Raw genomic sequence first — 14,314 nt, 5'->3', positions numbered from 1 at the left:
CTACCGGCGGCTCATCGTGAGCTTGCCCTCGGTTCTATGCAGCTCGTAGGCGGTCATCTTCTTGCCCGTGCGGGCTTCCCGCTCCAGTTGGCGCCGCTTGGAGACCTCGAACTTCTCGCAGGCCACCTCGAGTTCCTTCATCAGCACGGCAAGGTCATCGCGCAACTCGGCTGCCTTGCCGGTGAAGTCCTCACGCTCGAAGATGCGCCACTTCTTCAGCACCGGCATCACCACCTCGTCGAGGTGGATGCGCGGGTCGTATACGCCGCCGACGGCGATCATCACCGCCTTGCGGCGAAACTCCGGCACCGTGAACCCGGGCATCTTGAAGTTGCGCAGAACGCGGTGTAACGCCCGCATCGCCTTGTTCGGCGCGATCTCCAGGCCGGCTTCGCTGAGGTCGCGGTAGAAGATCATGTGCAGGTTCTCGTCGTGCGAGATCCGGGCCATCAGCTGGTCGGCGACCTTGTCGTTGCATGCTTTGCCGGTGTTGCGGTGTGAGACGCGGGTGGCGAGTTCCTGGAACGTCACGTAGAGAATCGAGTCGAAGATGTTCTCGGCGAACAGGTCACCCTGGTGGTTCTGGCCCGGGCTGAAGCCGCGGTTCACCACCTCGATGCGCAACTTCTCCAGCTCGACGGGGTCAACGGCGCGGGTTACCACCAGGTAGTCGCGCAGCGCGATCCCGTGCCGGTTCTCCTCGGCGGTCCAGCGGTTCACCCACTGACCCCAGGCGCCGTCCATGCCCATGCTCATCGCGATCTCGCGGTGGTAGGAGGGCAGATTGTCCTCGGTCATCAGATTTTGGACCATCGCCACCTGCGCGACGTCGGAAAGCTTGGACTGCTCAGGGTCCCAGTCCTGCCCGCCCAGCGCGTAGAAGTTCTTGCCGTCCGACCACGGGATGTAGTCATGCGGGTTCCAGTTCTTGTGCATGCTCAGATGCCGGTTGAGGTTCTTCTCGACAACGGGCTCGAGTTCACGCAACAGGTCCAGGTCTTGCGGGTCCGGCACGGCGCCTCCCTTTATCTGTGTCTGTTGGTGCCAGTCAATATATCTGTGTATTCCGGTAGCATACAAGTTCGGCCCGCTGTCGGCGTGCCGAGCAGTCGCAAATGTCTCCGACACGCCGAGGGAAAAGGGGCTTTTGCGACTGCTCGCCCTAGCAGGTCGCGGCGCGGGTGAGCAGCATGTCGACGCAGTAGTCGATGAACTGGCTGCGGGTGGCGGCCAGCCGCCCGTTCAGATATGCGGTGAACAGGGCGGTCAGCCCGCCGATCAAGCTGGTGGCGACCATGCTTTGCAGCACCGGGTCGCCGATTCGGGTCAGCCTGCGCTGCAGCAATTCGATGAAGTTGGGCATCCATTCGGCGCCCGAGCGGGTCAGCACCGGTTCCACCGCCGGTGCCAGCAGCAACACGCGCCCCCGAACCGGATCGTCCACCATCAGCGTGACGAACCGTTCCACGGCCTCGCGCGCAGTGCCCGCCGAGTCCAGAGCCGCCATCGCGCGCCTACACACATCGTCGTATACCGCACGCACGAATTCGTCACGGTCGGCGAAGCTTTCGTAAAAGTAGCGCTCGGTTAGGCCCGCCTCGCGACAGACGGCACGGACGGTCAGCGCCGGGCCGTTCGTGCCGCCCAGCAGCTGCACCCCGGCGGCGATGAGCCTGTCTCGGCGCAATGCCTGGCGATCTTCCAGAGGGACTCCGGACCAGCGACCCCCTCGTTGACCGGACGGCACATCACTCCTCAGCAACACTCCTCACCGTGTCTCACCGTGGTGTGTCGGCGAGAAACCTCGCCAATGACTCAACATACGTCTAGGCGCGCTCGCCGGCCAGCATGGGCACCGCCGAGGATCGGGCCCCCACACCGGGGTATCCGCGGGGCGCACCGGGCCCGCCCGCGCATCCCCGGGGCGCCCAGCAGAGCTGCGGCCCACCACCTGGTCGCCAGGTCCGGCGCGACGGCGCGGGATTACCCGTGGGTGTGGTTGTGGGCTTCCTCCACCCCCGACTGGTGCACGTGCGCATGGGTGTGCTGGGTCCCGTCGTCGTGGGTGTGAGTGTGCTCGTGCTCGACATGCTCGTGCTCGTGGGCGGTGTGGGCGTGGACGTGGGAAACGCCACCGTGCTGATGGTCGTGCGAGTGCGGCGCCTCGTGGGTGTGCTGTGTGGTCATGATCATCCTTTCCTTCTATCCTTGTGTCTGACTTACGATCTGGCGATCTAACGATGTGATGGATGTTGGCCGGCCACGATAAGCCATGGCCGTCGACGGGTCAGGCCGGCGCATGAGTGGCTCACCGGCTTTGCACGGGTTGGGCATCGGCATGTAGGGCAACTGCGTGCAGGCCGGCATCCAGACCGGACTGGCTGCGGTGGTGCCGTGGAACCCCGGGACTGGCGTGCTCGGCATTGCAGACCGCATCGATGACCAGTTGGCGCACGTGGTCGTTTTCCAGGCTGTAGAAGATCGTGGTTCCCTCTCTACGGGGGCGCACCAGGCGGGCCATCCGCAGCTTCGCGAGGTGCTGTGAGACCGACGGCGCGGGCTTGCCGACGTGTTCGGCGAGCTCGTTGACCGACATTTCGCGGTCGGTCAGCGACCACAACACCTGCACGCGGGTCGGGTCGGCCAGCATCCGGAACACCTCAACGACCAGGCTGACCTGATCCTCAGGCAACCTCCGTTCTTTATTATCTGCATGCATACGAAGATAATAGCAAAGCGGTTGCCGTTGTCAAGGCCCGCGCGGAAGTCGTCGCCGCACTCAAGGGCCCGGTGCGGAAGTTGTTGCCGCTGTCAAGGGCCGGGTGCGCCGGTGCGCCGGTGCGACATCCGCGGCAAGCCGCCGAGCCGCCGTTTGGTGAGGCCCCGGACTTCCGGGGGCCTCGAGCGGGATCAGTGCAGCCGCGGCAGCACCTTCGTGCGATAGAACTCGATAGCGGTTTTCGGATCTCGCTGGGCAAAGTGCATGAAAGGCGTTGCGCCGGAGTCGAGAACAGCCTGCACCGCGGCAATGTGAGTGGCCGGGTCGGTGCCTGTCGTCCAGCCGGCTATCACCTTATCCAGCGGGTTGGCCTGGGCGGCCTGCTGGATGGCGACGGGGTTGGGTTGGTCGACGGCGCCGGCGGTGAACCGCCACAGCTCGGCACCGTGGAGGATTTCGTCGTGGTCCCCCACGACGGCGAACATCTCGGCTCGCTTACCCAGGGTGGCGGGATCACGGCCGGACTCCTGCGCGCCCCGGGTGAACGCGGCCACCAGCTTCGGGTTTTTGATGTCCGGAGCCTCGCTGATCCAGCCATCGCCGTAGCGCCCGGCCAGGCGCGCGCTTTTCGGGCCGCTCGCGGCCACGAAGATCGGTGGCGGTGACGCCGGCAGGTCGTAGAGTTTAAGCTGGTCGGTCTGAAAATAGCGGCCCTGAAACGAAACTCGCTGACCACTCCACAGTTGGCGGATTAGCTCGATGGCCTCGACCAAGCGGTCGTGACGCTCTTGGTAGGACCCGAACTGGTTGGTGGCGGCCTGTTCGTTGAGTCGCTCTCCGGTTCCGACGCCGAGGAAGACGCGCCCGGGGTAGAGGACCGCGAGTGAGGCGAACGCCTGGGCGACCGTCGTGGGGTTGTAGCGATAGCTGGGGCAGGTCACACCGGTGCCGAAGGGCACATGGCTGGCTCGCTGGCCCACCAGCGCCAAGGTGATCCAGGGAAACATCGAGTGGCCCTCGTTGTCCTGCCACGGCTGGATATGGTCGCTGGCCCACAGGCAGCGGAACCCGGCCTGCTCGGCGGCCTGGGCCTGCTCGACCAGTTCGGTCGTCGGGAATTGCTCGTGGGATAGCACAAAACCCACAACCGGGCCCGGCGGCGGTGGCGAGCCGGCGGGGGTGGCCGGCTTGGTGGCGGGTCTTGCACCGCAGCCGGCGCCCATAGCGACGACGCCGGTGGCGCCCACCACGCCGCACCCCGCCGTGAGCCTTCCGAACGTGCGCCGTGACATATGTCCCATGGGGCTGGCTTACCCACCAGCCGACCCGACGTCAAGGTCGCGACGTGACCGTCCGGTGATCGAGGCGGGTGGTCGCCCAGCCGCCCAGCGACGCGTTGCCCGGGTCGAGCGCGGCGCGGGCGCCACGGTGCCCCCACCAGGACTCGAACCTGGGACCTGCGGATTAAAAGTCCGTAGCTCTACCAACTGAGCTATAGGGGCCGCGACCGTCAGGATACTGCCGTCGGAGCGGAGTTGGTTTGAGAGTTGGGTCGACGGTGGCCTAAGCTGGCTTGGCTCCCAACGTACCCATGTTGCGAGTACCCCGGAGAGATTCGGTTCTGGCCCCCTTCGTCTAGACGGCCTAGGACGCCGCCCTTTCAAGGCGGTAACGCGGGTTCGAATCCCGTAGGGGGTACCGCGACGCGGCGACGCGGAGCAAACATTTAACAATTATGACAAGGCCCTGTGGCGCAGTCGGTTAGCGCGCCGCCCTGTCAAGGCGGAGGTCGCGGGTTCAAGTCCCGTCAGGGTCGCCGTCACGGCCTGGCACATGGTGCCTTCCGGCCAGGTAGCTCAGTCGGTATGAGCGTCCGCCTGAAAAGCGGAAGGTCGGCGGTTCGATCCCGCCCCTGGCCACCGGGGTCGACCTGCATAGACACGGTTTATGCACTCGGTGGTTGGTTTAATTCGTCCGGTTCTTGTCCGGTCTTCCGTGTGTGAATCTCGGTTGCGTGAAGCTGATCGAGGTTGGTGGCGACCTGGTCGAGTTCATCGGCATAGAGGTCGCTGTAGATGTTGGCGGTGACGGTCGGTGTGGAGTGGCCCATGGTTTTCTGCACGTAGCGAAGGTCGGCACCGGACTTTCGGGCCAGGCTGGCGTAAGTGTGTCGTAGGTCGTGGATCGTCAGCGGGGCGAGGCCGGTCTTCTTGAGGGCTTTGTTCCAGTGCGTGTGCCGGCGCCAGTTGTTGGATCGCAATAGTTTTCCGTTGGGTGAGGTGACGGCGGGCTCGTCCAGGGCGCGGCCGGTGATTCGCCGTTTGAAGATGTCGACGACGACCTGGGGGAGCGGGATGGTTCGGATGCCGGCGCGGGTCTTCGGAGGCCCGATGACGATTCGGCCCTCGACTTCTGGCGCTGCCCTTCGGACATAGAGCCGGCGGGCGTTGAGGTCGATGTCCTTGACGCGAAGGCCGACGAGTTCGGACCAGCGCAGGCCGGTGTAGGCGAGGATCGTGACAACGTCGCCTTGATCGCCGCACTCCGTGGCGAGCATCTGAACCTCCTGAGCGGTCAGGTATCGGTGACGCTCCCGCTCGGGGATGCGTCCCGCTGAGACGCCGACGGCGGGGTTCCGGTGGATTCGGCCGTCCTGGTGAGCGACATCGAGAATCGACCGGAAGAGTCGCAGCGTCGACACCTTTGCCCACGGGCCGACTGTCAGGCCGTCAACGAACGCCTGAACGTCGGCGCGGGTGATTTCGTCGACCGGGATGTGTCCGAACCGCGGCGCGATCCGCAGCTCCCAATGTTGTGTATAACCGCTCCATGTCTTCGGCGACACAGCCGGCTTTTTGGAGTCGGAGAACTGTGTCCAGATCCTTTTGAGTGGCGTCCGACCGAGGCGGGGATCGAACCGACGCGCACCGGCCTCATTGTCGCGTTCGGATTTGAACGCCTTCGCCTCGCGCAAAGTCGAAAAGGTGGCCGAGGTCTCGACCCAGCCTGACGGTGCGTCGGGATCACGGATTAGGTACCGGACTTGATAGCGAGGCTCCCCGGCCGCGTTGAGGCGCTTTCGGATGCCGCGCGGGGTGTTGCCTGCCATTACCGGCGCACCTGCTTGAGCCAGGCCCGGACTTCGGCGCAGTCCCAGCGGCGCACCCGCTCTGACAACGTGTAGCAGGGTGGGCCGATCTGCTCGCCGGTCGTTTCGCGGATCGCCGCCCAGCGGTTAAGCGTCGCGGCTGAGACACCGAGCAGCGCCGACACCTGCTCTGCGGTCAGCAGCTCAGGAAAGCTACCTGCGGCGACGAGGGCCTCCCGGAGGCCGTTAGTGACCATCGCTTCACCTCATTGCACGGATCGAGTCGAACCAGGCTCGTGTGCGAGGCAATCCGGCATCGGTGTCGGCTTGACCGCCGGTGATTCCCCACAAGTCGAACGCCCACCGTTGCAGTGCCGAGACCGTTGTCTCGTCGCATCGCTGGAGCTCGGCGTCATCACCGAGGACCAGGGCGGTGCCGACGACTTCACCGCGCGACCAGAGCCGCCGGTACTCATCCCATCCGTGTCGGCGGACCAGATTGGCACGGTGGATCAATTCTTGAGCTTGCCGCGCCAGTTGATCCTGATCGGGTGGCTCGAAGATCGCCCAGTTGTCACTCATTGCGTTCTCCGGTTGTCTGTGACCGTCCGTATTGCTTTGCAGTGGTACGGATTTGGTCATCACTCCAAAAGTCAGATCGCACCTTGGTCACATGGCCGTCCTCGGCAATGACGTAGCCCGTGCCGGGCGCACTGGGGCTGATCCGGTGTGCGGGTGCGGCATCGGCCATGCCGTCGCCGAGAACCATCGCCACCTCGTCGCGGGATCGCAGTCGAAGCGCGATGGTTTGGGTGAACAGCCCCCGCATCGGCAGGACTTCTTTGCGGGGGTCTTGCAGGAAAGCGGCCACGACGATGCCCAGGGCGCGCCCCTTCGTGAGAATCCGCGACAACGAGGCGGCGGCTTCTTTACGCAGGGTCGGGTCGCTCATGTACGCGGTCACTCCGGCCAACTCGTCGATCAGCAGGACCACGAGAGGTGAGGCCTGGGTCGGACGGTGCTCGCGTGTGCGACCTGCCATCGCCGCGCCGCGGTTGTCCATCAACTTCTCCAGCGCGGCAAGGGTTTGCACGGCATCGACCTCGGTGGTGGCGATCTTGGTGAACAGACCGGAGCCGACCGACAACTCGATGCCGTACTTCAGATCGATGCCCACCAGGCGCACCAGGCCGGCGGCAACAGCGGGACCGAGCCCACCAGCGATGCCCCAGAACACCGAACCTTTGCCTGCACCTGAGCAGCCCACGGTAAGGGTGTGCCGGCCGCTCACAGGCAGGATCCAGGCGGACCCGTTTTCGCATCGCCCGAGTGCTACTCGTGTTGCTTCCACTGCCGCCGGTGGAGCAGCGGTACGTACCGTCGACAACTGCTCGCGCATGACCAGCTCGATCCGAAGCGTGCCGGGCGAAACGACAACCGACCGCGCCGAGTGTGCGCCCGCAGCATCGCGTATCGCGGGAACGGCGCGCTCCAAATCTTCGACGGTCTGCCCCATCCTGGCCCGCACCGTCAAACGCAGACTGGTGGGCGATACGTCCGTGCTCACGAGCTTCGGATGAAACCAACGCGTCGATATGACCTGCCGTCCCTCTTTGTCGCGGCGAGTGACCTGCTCGGAGGCGGACAAGCCGCAGCGCTTGCACAGCTTCTGCCACGAGATGTGCACCCAGAGCCGCCAACGCAGAAGCCGGGCGGGTGTCGCGAAGTGTTTCTCGTAGGTTTCCGGTGAGTGCAGCCGCCAGTAGATGAGAGCAGTGGCGATGACGCCCATGATGACCGCCGCCCACAGGGCAAAGTTGGTGAGGAAGTCCAGCAGGTGGTCGAAGGGATGTGGGGTGTCGGTATCGACCGGCGCGAACGGATCGGGATTCATGCTGATGCCAGGCTCGTGTTCGAAGCAGCCGAGGACTTGCCTGGTGCGGTCATGCCCGAGGCGCGGAACGACCACGCGATCCGGGAGAAATCGCCGGACCGCTCGATGTAGGGCAGGGCCATCGGGCCCTCGAACACCACAGGCGTGAGCGGTGTCCCGCTGGAGTTGGTGGGAACGACCGGTTGCGTTTGCGCGGCGAACTTGACGGTTACCGTGCGGCTGCGCTTCGGTGCGGACGGATCGCCATCGAGCACCTCGACCTGCCACATCGGCGAGCCGCTGTCGCGGTCGGTGGCCTGTACGCGGTTGTCGCCGGATGACTTGTCGAAGTCGATCATCGGCGTCACCTCTGAGACGAGGAACGCGCCGTACGGGAACACCTGGTCGTGGGTGAGGTGAAGCCATTTGGGGATAGACATGGGGAGGCCTTTCAGTAGTCATATGAACTAGATGACTAGGTACCATAGTCGTCTAGAGGAGTATGCCAAGTGATGGGAGTTTTTTCTTGTTTCGTTTGGGCTCAGCGTGCGGGGAACTCGTATTCGAGCAGGTAGGCCGATGCGACCTTTACGGTGTCGCAGACCTCGACTGCCACGTCGTTGGTGTCGTAAGCCGTCCGCACCACTGTCAGAACAGGCACTCCGGCCGGGAGCTGCAAGGCCCGGCGTTCTTCGGGGGTGGGCATACGCGCGCCGACCTCCTCGGTGAAGCGAGCGAGTTTGTGACCCTCCTCTTCGAGTCGGGCGTAGATCCCGCCAGGTCCAGTGTCGACCTGTTCGATCTGGGTCCCTCCGGCAAATTCCGCAGGGATGTAGGAGACTGCTGTCTCGATTGGCCGACCATCGGCAAGGTAACGTCGCGATCGCACGACAACGTCATCGTCTGGTGATAGCCGAAGTCGTTCGACGACATCGGAATCGGGCTTCACGCGGGTCACGGTGATGTGGTCGACTTGTGGTGTGAAACCGGACTTCTCCGCTTCGACCGTGAACGCGGACTTGCCGGCGGCGCGATGTTGGCGAGCGAACCGGTCAGATGCGAGGCGGCGAATCGGGGGCGAGGGCCGGACGAATACTCCGCGGCCGTGTTCGGAGACCACCAGTCCCTCTGAGCGCAGTTCTTGGACGGCTTGGCGCACTGTCATGCGGGCGACCCCGAAGTGCTCGATCAGGGCAGCCTCTGACGGCAGACGTTCCCCCGCGGCCAGCTGGTTTGAATTGATAGCTTCGCGCAACATGCTGGCGATTTGCCGATATGGCGGCCTGTCGTCCGCGCGGTCGATCTGGCCAAGTTGCAGCACCGTGAGCCTTCCCTTGCATGTCTAGACGACTAGTCTATGAGAACGACACGCCGATGTCACGACTGGAGTCGGACGCAGAGGATGGAGTCTCGCTTGGCAGCCACGCCGAAACACTCGGTCAGCGTCGCCGGCATCGTGGTCCGCGACGATGGCCGGGTCCTGGTCATCAAACGCGATGACAATGGTCACTGGGAAGCGCCGGGCGGTGTGCTCGAACTCGACGAATCGTTCGAGGCTGGCGTTCAGCGGGAGGTGCTGGAAGAGACAGGACTTGAGGTGACTGTCGAGCGCCTTACGGGTGTCTACAAGAACCTGACTCAAGGCATCGTTGCGTTGGCGTACCGCTGCCGGCCAGCCGGGGGAGAGCCACACACGACCGAGGAAGCTCGTGAAATCCGTTGGATGACAAGGGAGGAAGTACAGTCGGCGATGGTACCGGCGTTCGCTATGCGTATCTTGGATGCGTTCGAGCAAGCGCCCCAGTCGCGGGCGCATGATGGGGTCAATCTCATATAGGCGGTGCCGGGTTTCATGCCTTTACATTTCTCCGCCGACCAGGCGGCGCAGCGGGCCGGAGCGTAATGAGGCGTCACGCGGAGACGGTGTTTCGCACTTCGCCGTGATTGTTTCTAGGCCTCTTTGGCCACGACTGTGTCGTACAAGCCAAAGTGACTGAGACCTTCGTGGCTGTCGATGTACAGCAAACCGAAGACCACGGGCACAATGCGCTCGACACCGCCCAGTTCGCCCAAGCTCTTGCCAAGCCGTTCTCGGCGGCTAGTGGCCACGTTGTCAGGCATCAGTACCTTCCACTCATCGACGTATGACCTTAAAGGGAGGTGTTCCTCCTCGATCTTGTTGATCACCGCGAACTTGACCGAGTTGAGCCTCCGGTACGCGCGGAGAAGGAGGCACCAGCACACGGACCCCGCGACACCAGCCACGCACACTGCGATGAACCGCACGGTGGAATCCGGCTGCGTGGTTGACAACCCGACGACCGCAACAAGGGTGGTATTAACGGTAAGAAAGAAGGCATTGGCCAGCGCCCGCCGGGCAGAGACACGGTCCGCCATCTCGACCGCCAGCTTGTAGATGTCCAGCACCCGCGGGTCAGGCAGTGCTTCACCTGATCCATTCATCGCGCACCGTGCACAAGCTTCTTGAGGTTCTCCCAGGTCCAGTCGTACATCCTGTCGGTCGTCCTCGCCGTTGTCGGACGTGTTGAGCCTTGCTGGTATCCGGCGAGGAGGAAGTAGTCCACGGCCTCGGCCTGGGCGATGCCCAGCTCAACGCCAACACCCGTCGCATGGTGTGTGTACTTGCCGCATAAGACGATCACCAACCCGCTCGCCCGGATGCGGCGTCGTGCCTCTTCGCGCCACGTCGGAGAGGCCGTCTTGATGGACCAGTCATGCACGGCGAACGGCGAGTCAGGATTCTTTGACTGGCCGATCAGCAGGTCCTTCAACCGCGCGTCGTTGTCGTAGTCGAAGCTGATGAAGGCTCGTTGCACCACGGCGTGCTCCCCTCGGCTGAAAGTCCTCCCGGCATTGCGGCCGGCTTACGGCCAAACACTGCCAGCGGCCACCGACAAGATGAGGCCTGCCATCTCCGCTGTTGTTTTGGCGACGCGAAGGGTGCACAAGTCGAATCCAACGTCTGCTCAGCCAGCGTCTTGCGGCTGCCGCGGTTCGTCTGTGCGTTGCAGTGCCTGAGTTGCACTTCCGAAGCGCTCGCCCAGCCGGCGACGGGCGGCGCGTCGGCGTCTGCGGTTGCATATGGTCTCCGCCGGCGATACTCGGTCAGCTGCCGCGATTACTAACGCCAGGACGCTTTCGTTGTACTGATCGGCGAGCACCCGGATGCCTTCAACGTAGTGCTCTATCTCCTCAGGGCTTTGCATGTCGGGCGCGTCGACCCTCGCAGCCATCGCGCGGCGCAGGCAATTGAGCGCGATGTAGGCGGCCCCCATCGCTTCCCAACACGGCGCGTCGACAATGGTCAATCTTCCCATCTGGAGCGCCCGTTCTGCGTCGAGAGTCGCTTTACCCAGCGCTGCGGCCGTGGCCCAAAGCTGCCCTACGAGCTGGCTGCTAGGAAGTACATCCCGGCGAACGTCCTGGAGCATTCCGGCCTGGGTCGTCCGCGATTCGAGCTCGCGGAGCATAAGCTCGTGGGTCGCGGCGACGATGTCGCCGATGGCTTCGCGCTGCGGTGCGCGGTAAGCGTCGAGGGTGCGTCGCCGTTCACGAACCCAGGTCAGCCCGTACGTCACCGCAGCACCAAAAACGCCGCCGCCGACGTAAGGCAGGGCAGCTGAGAGCCACGTCATCAGGTATTGAGCCTACTATTCACGAATGAGCCCGGTTGTGACACCAAATCCGGTCAAACCGGCGAATCATCGTCGGATGCGTCTGCGACGGCTGCGAGCACATCGGCTGCAAGTGCGGCGACGGAGGCGGCCACCAGGTCGGGGTCTCCGATTCCTTCTTCTGTGCGACCTGCCATGACTGATCCGAGTGCATCGGGGCCGTCCGCGAATAGCGCGGGCAACCAATCAAGAGCCTGCTGCGTCACGGACTTGGAGATGGGGTCGGATAGTAGGCGCTGAAAACTTGAGCCGAGTCCAGCCGTGTCGGTCGTGGCCACGAGCAGGCGATAGACGTCGTGAGCGTCCTTATCGTTGAGTCGGTCGGGTTGGTCGCGCCGTTCATGGATTTTGTGGACTTTCGCAATCAGGAGTGCCGCCGGTCCAGCAACTCGAGCTTCGAAAGTCCTTGTGTCATCTGGGTCGAGCGCAGATATCGTACGGACCTCATTGTCGACCACGGCGGCTTCCAATCCGACGGTCCGCCTTGTTGCTTGGTTGGAGTGGGGTGGGATTCGGGCGCCGCGATGAGACCTACCGCCTTGCGACAACGCATCAGGAACCATCAAATCGACCGGGATGCCTGCTGGGTTTAGCCATGCACCAGGCTGCCGGTTGACGTTCGGGTAGAAGCCTGCTCTTTTCATCGCTTCCTCTAATAGTGGTTCGTCGGGCAGTTCCCGAGGATCCACCGCCAAGTCGCTATCCTTCGTTGCCTCGGCGATTGCAACGTCTGCGTGGCCACTGTGCAGATAGATGGCTTGCGCGCCGACCACGACGATCGAGTCATGTAGTTCATTCAGGGCTTCGAGGGCATCCAGTAGGGCTGAACGGGCTTTGATGAGGAGGTCATCCACGGCGCCACTCACTTTCATGGCGCTCCATCCAGTTGATGAGTTCCTCTCCCTCGGAAGGGTTTCGGCCTGGACCCGTGAGGAGATCTACCGCTGCCTGTTCGACCGCGACGATGCGCGCGCCGTTACGATTAGTGCTCGCACCACTGAACACAACGTCGTACTTCGGTTCGGCAAGAATCACGTTCGCACTTTTGTCCGTCGGCCGTAGCCCCCATTCCTTCGCCGCGCGCGCCGCATCGTCGACGTAGACCATCGCCGCGCGGGCGGGAGCGTATGGTGCCCACTGCGCTGCCGCGATCGTTCCGGTTATCGCGTATTGCGAGTACTGGGAGTTGGCAGCCTTGCTCTGCAGCGCTTCTAGGCCGCGAGGCTCTATGTAGCTTGATGTTCGGTTGTTGCGGAAGAAGCTGTAGTCACGGCTCCATCGGCGTAGGAGCTTGGGCCAGTCCTTCAGGACGTAGTCTGTGCCCGTTTTTTGCACCAGCCCCTCTTCTTGAAGGAACTCCAACACCCGGTACGTTGCGCCGGTAGATGCCCCGGATGCGCTGACCAGATCGCGTGCCGACCACGGACCCCGCCCTCCTATGAGCGCCCGAACCACACGAGCGGCCGGCTCACCCGCCAGTGACCCACGTGGCCGACCCGGGCTTCGCCAGGGATCCTTGTCGGCGCCCCGGTCGCGAACGTACAGCGCGGGACGCGATGACTGGACCAGAATGTTGCCGGTGGCGTCGATAAAAGACATGTCGCCTTCCGACAGCCGCTCGCGAATTGGGGGAGCGAGGTATCGCGACATGACCATGGTCTCGGTGTCGATGAGCTCGCGATCTGCCGCCCACCGCAACTGCTCAGAGACCCTGGGAATGTCCCGGCCGACGAGCAGCCGCTTCGCCTCCACGAGGTAACGAACCTGCTCGCCTGAAGGTGCGGTAAGTGCAAGTATTGCGTCAATCGCAGCATCCATCGGCGGTCTCTGAACGTCGACGCGCCAGTTATCAGGCAGGCGATTGCGCAGCAGCTCGGTGCACTGGGTCAGGATCTCTGCTTCCGAGCTCGGCGGTGTGGTGGTTGGTTTGGTCATAGAGTCTCCTGTTCGGAAAATATACATGTTCCGGTGGCTCCGGAACAAGCTATTTACCCGAACGTCGTTTGCGTCGTTGCATGTAGACCGGCAGCTGGACGGCCACCCCATGGCTATGTTCGGAATATGGGATTGTTCCGCTGGCGGCGGAACGGACATTTAACCCGAACGATCTGCTGTGGTGGTTTGCTCTGCCGACGATGCCGCCGCAAGCTGTGCGCAACGGTGAATCGGGGCTTGTCAGAGCGAGGTGCTACGCTCTGCCCATGTCAGTGGTTCCGGTCCAGTGTTGGATGCGTACGTTCAAGGTCGGGTTCACCGGCGGGTCCGCCTCCGGTTTCGTTGTGACGCATCGTGATCGGCAGTGGCTGATCACCGCGAAGCACGTGGTCGACGCCGCGGTGAAGAACGGTGCCGACACTCTCGAACTCACCGGCGAGAACGGGCTGAGCGTGGACCTCAAGACGCCGATGGAATTCGTTCCCCTGGCCGATGACGGACCGGACATCGCGGTGTTCAGCATCGGTGATCACAAGATCGTCCGCGACGACTTGCCGCTGGTGCCGTCCGCAGACAGCTTGGCGCTCAGCCAGGAGGTGTTCTTTCTCGGGTACCCGATGCCGGGCACCCTCCCGTTGTCTGGCCGTCTGCCGGCAGTGAGGAGGGGCATCGTGTCACAGCGGGCCGTCTCCAATGGTGTCGTAGCCTGGATCATCGACGGCCACAACCTGCCGGGCTTCTCTGGAGGTCCCCTCGTCTTCGCCAGCCACGGCGGGGTTGGATCGAACTGGCATGTGCTCGGAGTCGTTAGCGCTTACGTACAGCACAGGATCGCCGTCGAGATCGCGGGCGGCGCGGTCCAGGGCAACACCGGGCTGACAGTTCCGAGCAACGCGGGGCTGGTGGTCGTCTACGACATCAAGCACGCCATCACTGCGATCGACGCGTTCATCGACGCAGGCAACTGAGACCGAGCGGCCATATAGGCTGCTCTACACAAGGCC

The 14,314-nt window shown here is 63.6% G+C and carries 18 protein-coding genes and 4 tRNA genes; 5 read left to right on the top strand and 17 right to left on the bottom strand.

The annotated features are described in order from the left end of the window. From MSM1_RS04020 to MSM1_RS03995, 6 genes are all read right to left on the bottom strand, one after another. Complete coding sequence (locus tag MSM1_RS04020) at window positions 1-1,014, bottom strand: acyl-ACP desaturase (RefSeq protein ID WP_213440276.1); 1,014 nt, start codon at window positions 1,012-1,014, stop codon at window positions 1-3. Window positions 1,015-1,162: 148 nt separating this feature from the next. Next, window positions 1,163-1,747 (bottom strand): TetR/AcrR family transcriptional regulator, encoded by a 585-nt coding sequence (locus MSM1_RS04015; RefSeq protein WP_213441380.1) that lies wholly within the window; start codon window positions 1,745-1,747, stop codon window positions 1,163-1,165. Window positions 1,748-1,983: 236 nt separating this feature from the next. Beyond that, window positions 1,984-2,187: a zinc transporter Slc39a7 gene (locus MSM1_RS04010; RefSeq protein ID WP_213440274.1), complete on the bottom strand. Its 204-nt coding sequence runs from the start codon at window positions 2,185-2,187 to the stop codon at window positions 1,984-1,986. A 121-nt stretch (window positions 2,188-2,308) separates the two neighbouring features. Continuing rightward, on the bottom strand, window positions 2,309-2,719 hold the full coding sequence (locus MSM1_RS04005; protein WP_213440273.1) for a metalloregulator ArsR/SmtB family transcription factor: 411 nt from the start codon (window positions 2,717-2,719) through the stop codon (window positions 2,309-2,311). Between the two features lie 191 nt (window positions 2,720-2,910). Then, a complete protein-coding gene (locus MSM1_RS04000; protein WP_213440271.1) occupies window positions 2,911-4,020 on the bottom strand; it encodes a F420-dependent hydroxymycolic acid dehydrogenase in 1,110 nt (369 codons plus the stop codon). Between the two features lie 128 nt (window positions 4,021-4,148). Further along, window positions 4,149-4,221 (bottom strand) — tRNA-Lys (locus MSM1_RS03995). A 122-nt stretch (window positions 4,222-4,343) separates the two neighbouring features. Between MSM1_RS03995 and MSM1_RS03990 the strand changes: the two genes are divergently transcribed. The 3 genes from MSM1_RS03990 to MSM1_RS03980 all read left to right on the top strand — a co-directional run bounded on the left by MSM1_RS03990 (window position 4,344) and on the right by MSM1_RS03980 (window position 4,638). Next, window positions 4,344-4,417 (top strand) — tRNA-Glu (locus MSM1_RS03990). Window positions 4,418-4,461: 44 nt separating this feature from the next. Next, window positions 4,462-4,535: transfer RNA gene (locus tag MSM1_RS03985), tRNA-Asp, on the top strand. A gap of 29 nt (window positions 4,536-4,564) precedes the next feature. Continuing rightward, window positions 4,565-4,638: transfer RNA gene (locus tag MSM1_RS03980), tRNA-Phe, on the top strand. 26 nt (window positions 4,639-4,664) lie between these two features. Here the strand turns inward: MSM1_RS03980 and MSM1_RS03975 are convergent. From MSM1_RS03975 to MSM1_RS03950, 6 genes are all read right to left on the bottom strand, one after another. Then, entirely contained in the window at window positions 4,665-5,828 is a 1,164-nt protein-coding gene (locus tag MSM1_RS03975) for a site-specific integrase (protein ID WP_213440269.1), read from the bottom strand. Further along, a complete protein-coding gene (locus MSM1_RS03970) occupies window positions 5,828-6,064 on the bottom strand; it encodes an AlpA family transcriptional regulator (RefSeq protein WP_213440267.1) in 237 nt (78 codons plus the stop codon). Before MSM1_RS03970 ends, MSM1_RS03975 begins: the two co-directional genes overlap by 1 nt. 4 nt (window positions 6,065-6,068) lie before the next feature. Next, complete coding sequence (locus MSM1_RS03965; RefSeq protein WP_213440265.1) at window positions 6,069-6,389, bottom strand: hypothetical protein; 321 nt, start codon at window positions 6,387-6,389, stop codon at window positions 6,069-6,071. Continuing rightward, on the bottom strand, window positions 6,382-7,701 hold the full coding sequence (locus MSM1_RS03960) for an FtsK/SpoIIIE domain-containing protein (protein ID WP_213440264.1): 1,320 nt from the start codon (window positions 7,699-7,701) through the stop codon (window positions 6,382-6,384). The genes MSM1_RS03965 and MSM1_RS03960 overlap by 8 nt, the downstream gene beginning before the upstream one ends. Continuing rightward, window positions 7,698-8,120, bottom strand: coding sequence for a plasmid replication, integration and excision activator (locus tag MSM1_RS03955; RefSeq protein ID WP_213440263.1), 423 nt, complete (start codon window positions 8,118-8,120; stop codon window positions 7,698-7,700). Before MSM1_RS03955 ends, MSM1_RS03960 begins: the two co-directional genes overlap by 4 nt. Window positions 8,121-8,221: 101 nt before the next feature. Beyond that, the gene (locus MSM1_RS03950; RefSeq protein WP_213440262.1) at window positions 8,222-9,001 is read right to left on the bottom strand and encodes a GntR family transcriptional regulator; all 780 of its coding nucleotides are present in this window, start codon (window positions 8,999-9,001) and stop codon (window positions 8,222-8,224) included. 93 nt (window positions 9,002-9,094) lie between these two features. On the opposite strand from MSM1_RS03950, the gene MSM1_RS03945 reads away from it, so the two are divergent. Beyond that, window positions 9,095-9,517 carry an NUDIX hydrolase gene (locus tag MSM1_RS03945; protein WP_213440261.1) on the top strand — a complete coding sequence of 141 codons (423 nt, stop codon included), beginning with the start codon at window positions 9,095-9,097 and terminating at the stop codon, window positions 9,515-9,517. A gap of 113 nt (window positions 9,518-9,630) precedes the next feature. Here MSM1_RS03945 and MSM1_RS03940 read toward each other — a convergent pair whose 3' ends face one another. The 5 genes from MSM1_RS03940 to MSM1_RS03920 form a co-directional block, all read right to left on the bottom strand. Beyond that, the gene (locus MSM1_RS03940) at window positions 9,631-10,107 is read right to left on the bottom strand and encodes a hypothetical protein (protein WP_213440259.1); all 477 of its coding nucleotides are present in this window, start codon (window positions 10,105-10,107) and stop codon (window positions 9,631-9,633) included. A 32-nt stretch (window positions 10,108-10,139) separates the two neighbouring features. Continuing rightward, entirely contained in the window at window positions 10,140-10,520 is a 381-nt protein-coding gene (locus tag MSM1_RS03935; protein WP_213440257.1) for a TIR domain-containing protein, read from the bottom strand. A 147-nt stretch (window positions 10,521-10,667) separates the two neighbouring features. Continuing rightward, complete coding sequence (locus tag MSM1_RS03930) at window positions 10,668-11,336, bottom strand: hypothetical protein (RefSeq protein WP_213440256.1); 669 nt, start codon at window positions 11,334-11,336, stop codon at window positions 10,668-10,670. A 53-nt stretch (window positions 11,337-11,389) separates the two neighbouring features. Next, the gene (locus tag MSM1_RS03925; RefSeq protein WP_213441377.1) at window positions 11,390-12,229 is read right to left on the bottom strand and encodes a GSU2403 family nucleotidyltransferase fold protein; all 840 of its coding nucleotides are present in this window, start codon (window positions 12,227-12,229) and stop codon (window positions 11,390-11,392) included. Further along, window positions 12,222-13,310 carry a helix-turn-helix domain-containing protein gene (locus MSM1_RS03920; RefSeq protein ID WP_213440254.1) on the bottom strand — a complete coding sequence of 363 codons (1,089 nt, stop codon included), beginning with the start codon at window positions 13,308-13,310 and terminating at the stop codon, window positions 12,222-12,224. The genes MSM1_RS03925 and MSM1_RS03920 overlap by 8 nt, the downstream gene beginning before the upstream one ends. A 266-nt stretch (window positions 13,311-13,576) precedes the next feature. On the opposite strand from MSM1_RS03920, the gene MSM1_RS03915 reads away from it, so the two are divergent. After that, a complete protein-coding gene (locus MSM1_RS03915; RefSeq protein ID WP_213440252.1) occupies window positions 13,577-14,278 on the top strand; it encodes a serine protease in 702 nt (233 codons plus the stop codon). Window positions 14,279-14,314 lie beyond the last annotated feature (36 nt).

Origin of the sequence: Mycobacterium sp. SM1, from assembly GCF_018361265.1 — a bacterium.
In the GTDB taxonomy this organism is placed as follows: Bacteria; Actinomycetota; Actinomycetes; order Mycobacteriales; family Mycobacteriaceae; genus Mycobacterium.
Note: the sequence above shows the minus strand (reverse complement) of the source record. Positions and strands in the feature narration are given on the sequence as shown.

What these genes read in the sequence shown, in the direction of transcription:
- MSM1_RS03975 (WP_213440269.1), bottom strand. Translation starts at nt 5,828, where the DNA reads ATGGCAGGCAACACCCCGCGCGGCATCCGAAAGCGCCTCAACGCGGCC.
- MSM1_RS03915 (WP_213440252.1), top strand. Translation starts at nt 13,577, where the DNA reads ATGTCAGTGGTTCCGGTCCAGTGTTGGATGCGTACGTTCAAGGTCGGG.
- MSM1_RS03970 (WP_213440267.1), bottom strand. Translation starts at nt 6,064, where the DNA reads ATGGTCACTAACGGCCTCCGGGAGGCCCTCGTCGCCGCAGGTAGCTTT.
- MSM1_RS03955 (WP_213440263.1), bottom strand. Translation starts at nt 8,120, where the DNA reads ATGTCTATCCCCAAATGGCTTCACCTCACCCACGACCAGGTGTTCCCG.
- MSM1_RS03965 (WP_213440265.1), bottom strand. Translation starts at nt 6,389, where the DNA reads ATGAGTGACAACTGGGCGATCTTCGAGCCACCCGATCAGGATCAACTG.
- MSM1_RS04005 (WP_213440273.1), bottom strand. Translation starts at nt 2,719, where the DNA reads ATGCATGCAGATAATAAAGAACGGAGGTTGCCTGAGGATCAGGTCAGC.
- MSM1_RS03960 (WP_213440264.1), bottom strand. Translation starts at nt 7,701, where the DNA reads ATGAATCCCGATCCGTTCGCGCCGGTCGATACCGACACCCCACATCCC.
- MSM1_RS04000 (WP_213440271.1), bottom strand. Translation starts at nt 4,020, where the DNA reads ATGGGACATATGTCACGGCGCACGTTCGGAAGGCTCACGGCGGGGTGC.
- MSM1_RS03920 (WP_213440254.1), bottom strand. Translation starts at nt 13,310, where the DNA reads ATGACCAAACCAACCACCACACCGCCGAGCTCGGAAGCAGAGATCCTG.
- MSM1_RS03930 (WP_213440256.1), bottom strand. Translation starts at nt 11,336, where the DNA reads ATGACGTGGCTCTCAGCTGCCCTGCCTTACGTCGGCGGCGGCGTTTTT.
- MSM1_RS04010 (WP_213440274.1), bottom strand. Translation starts at nt 2,187, where the DNA reads ATGACCACACAGCACACCCACGAGGCGCCGCACTCGCACGACCATCAG.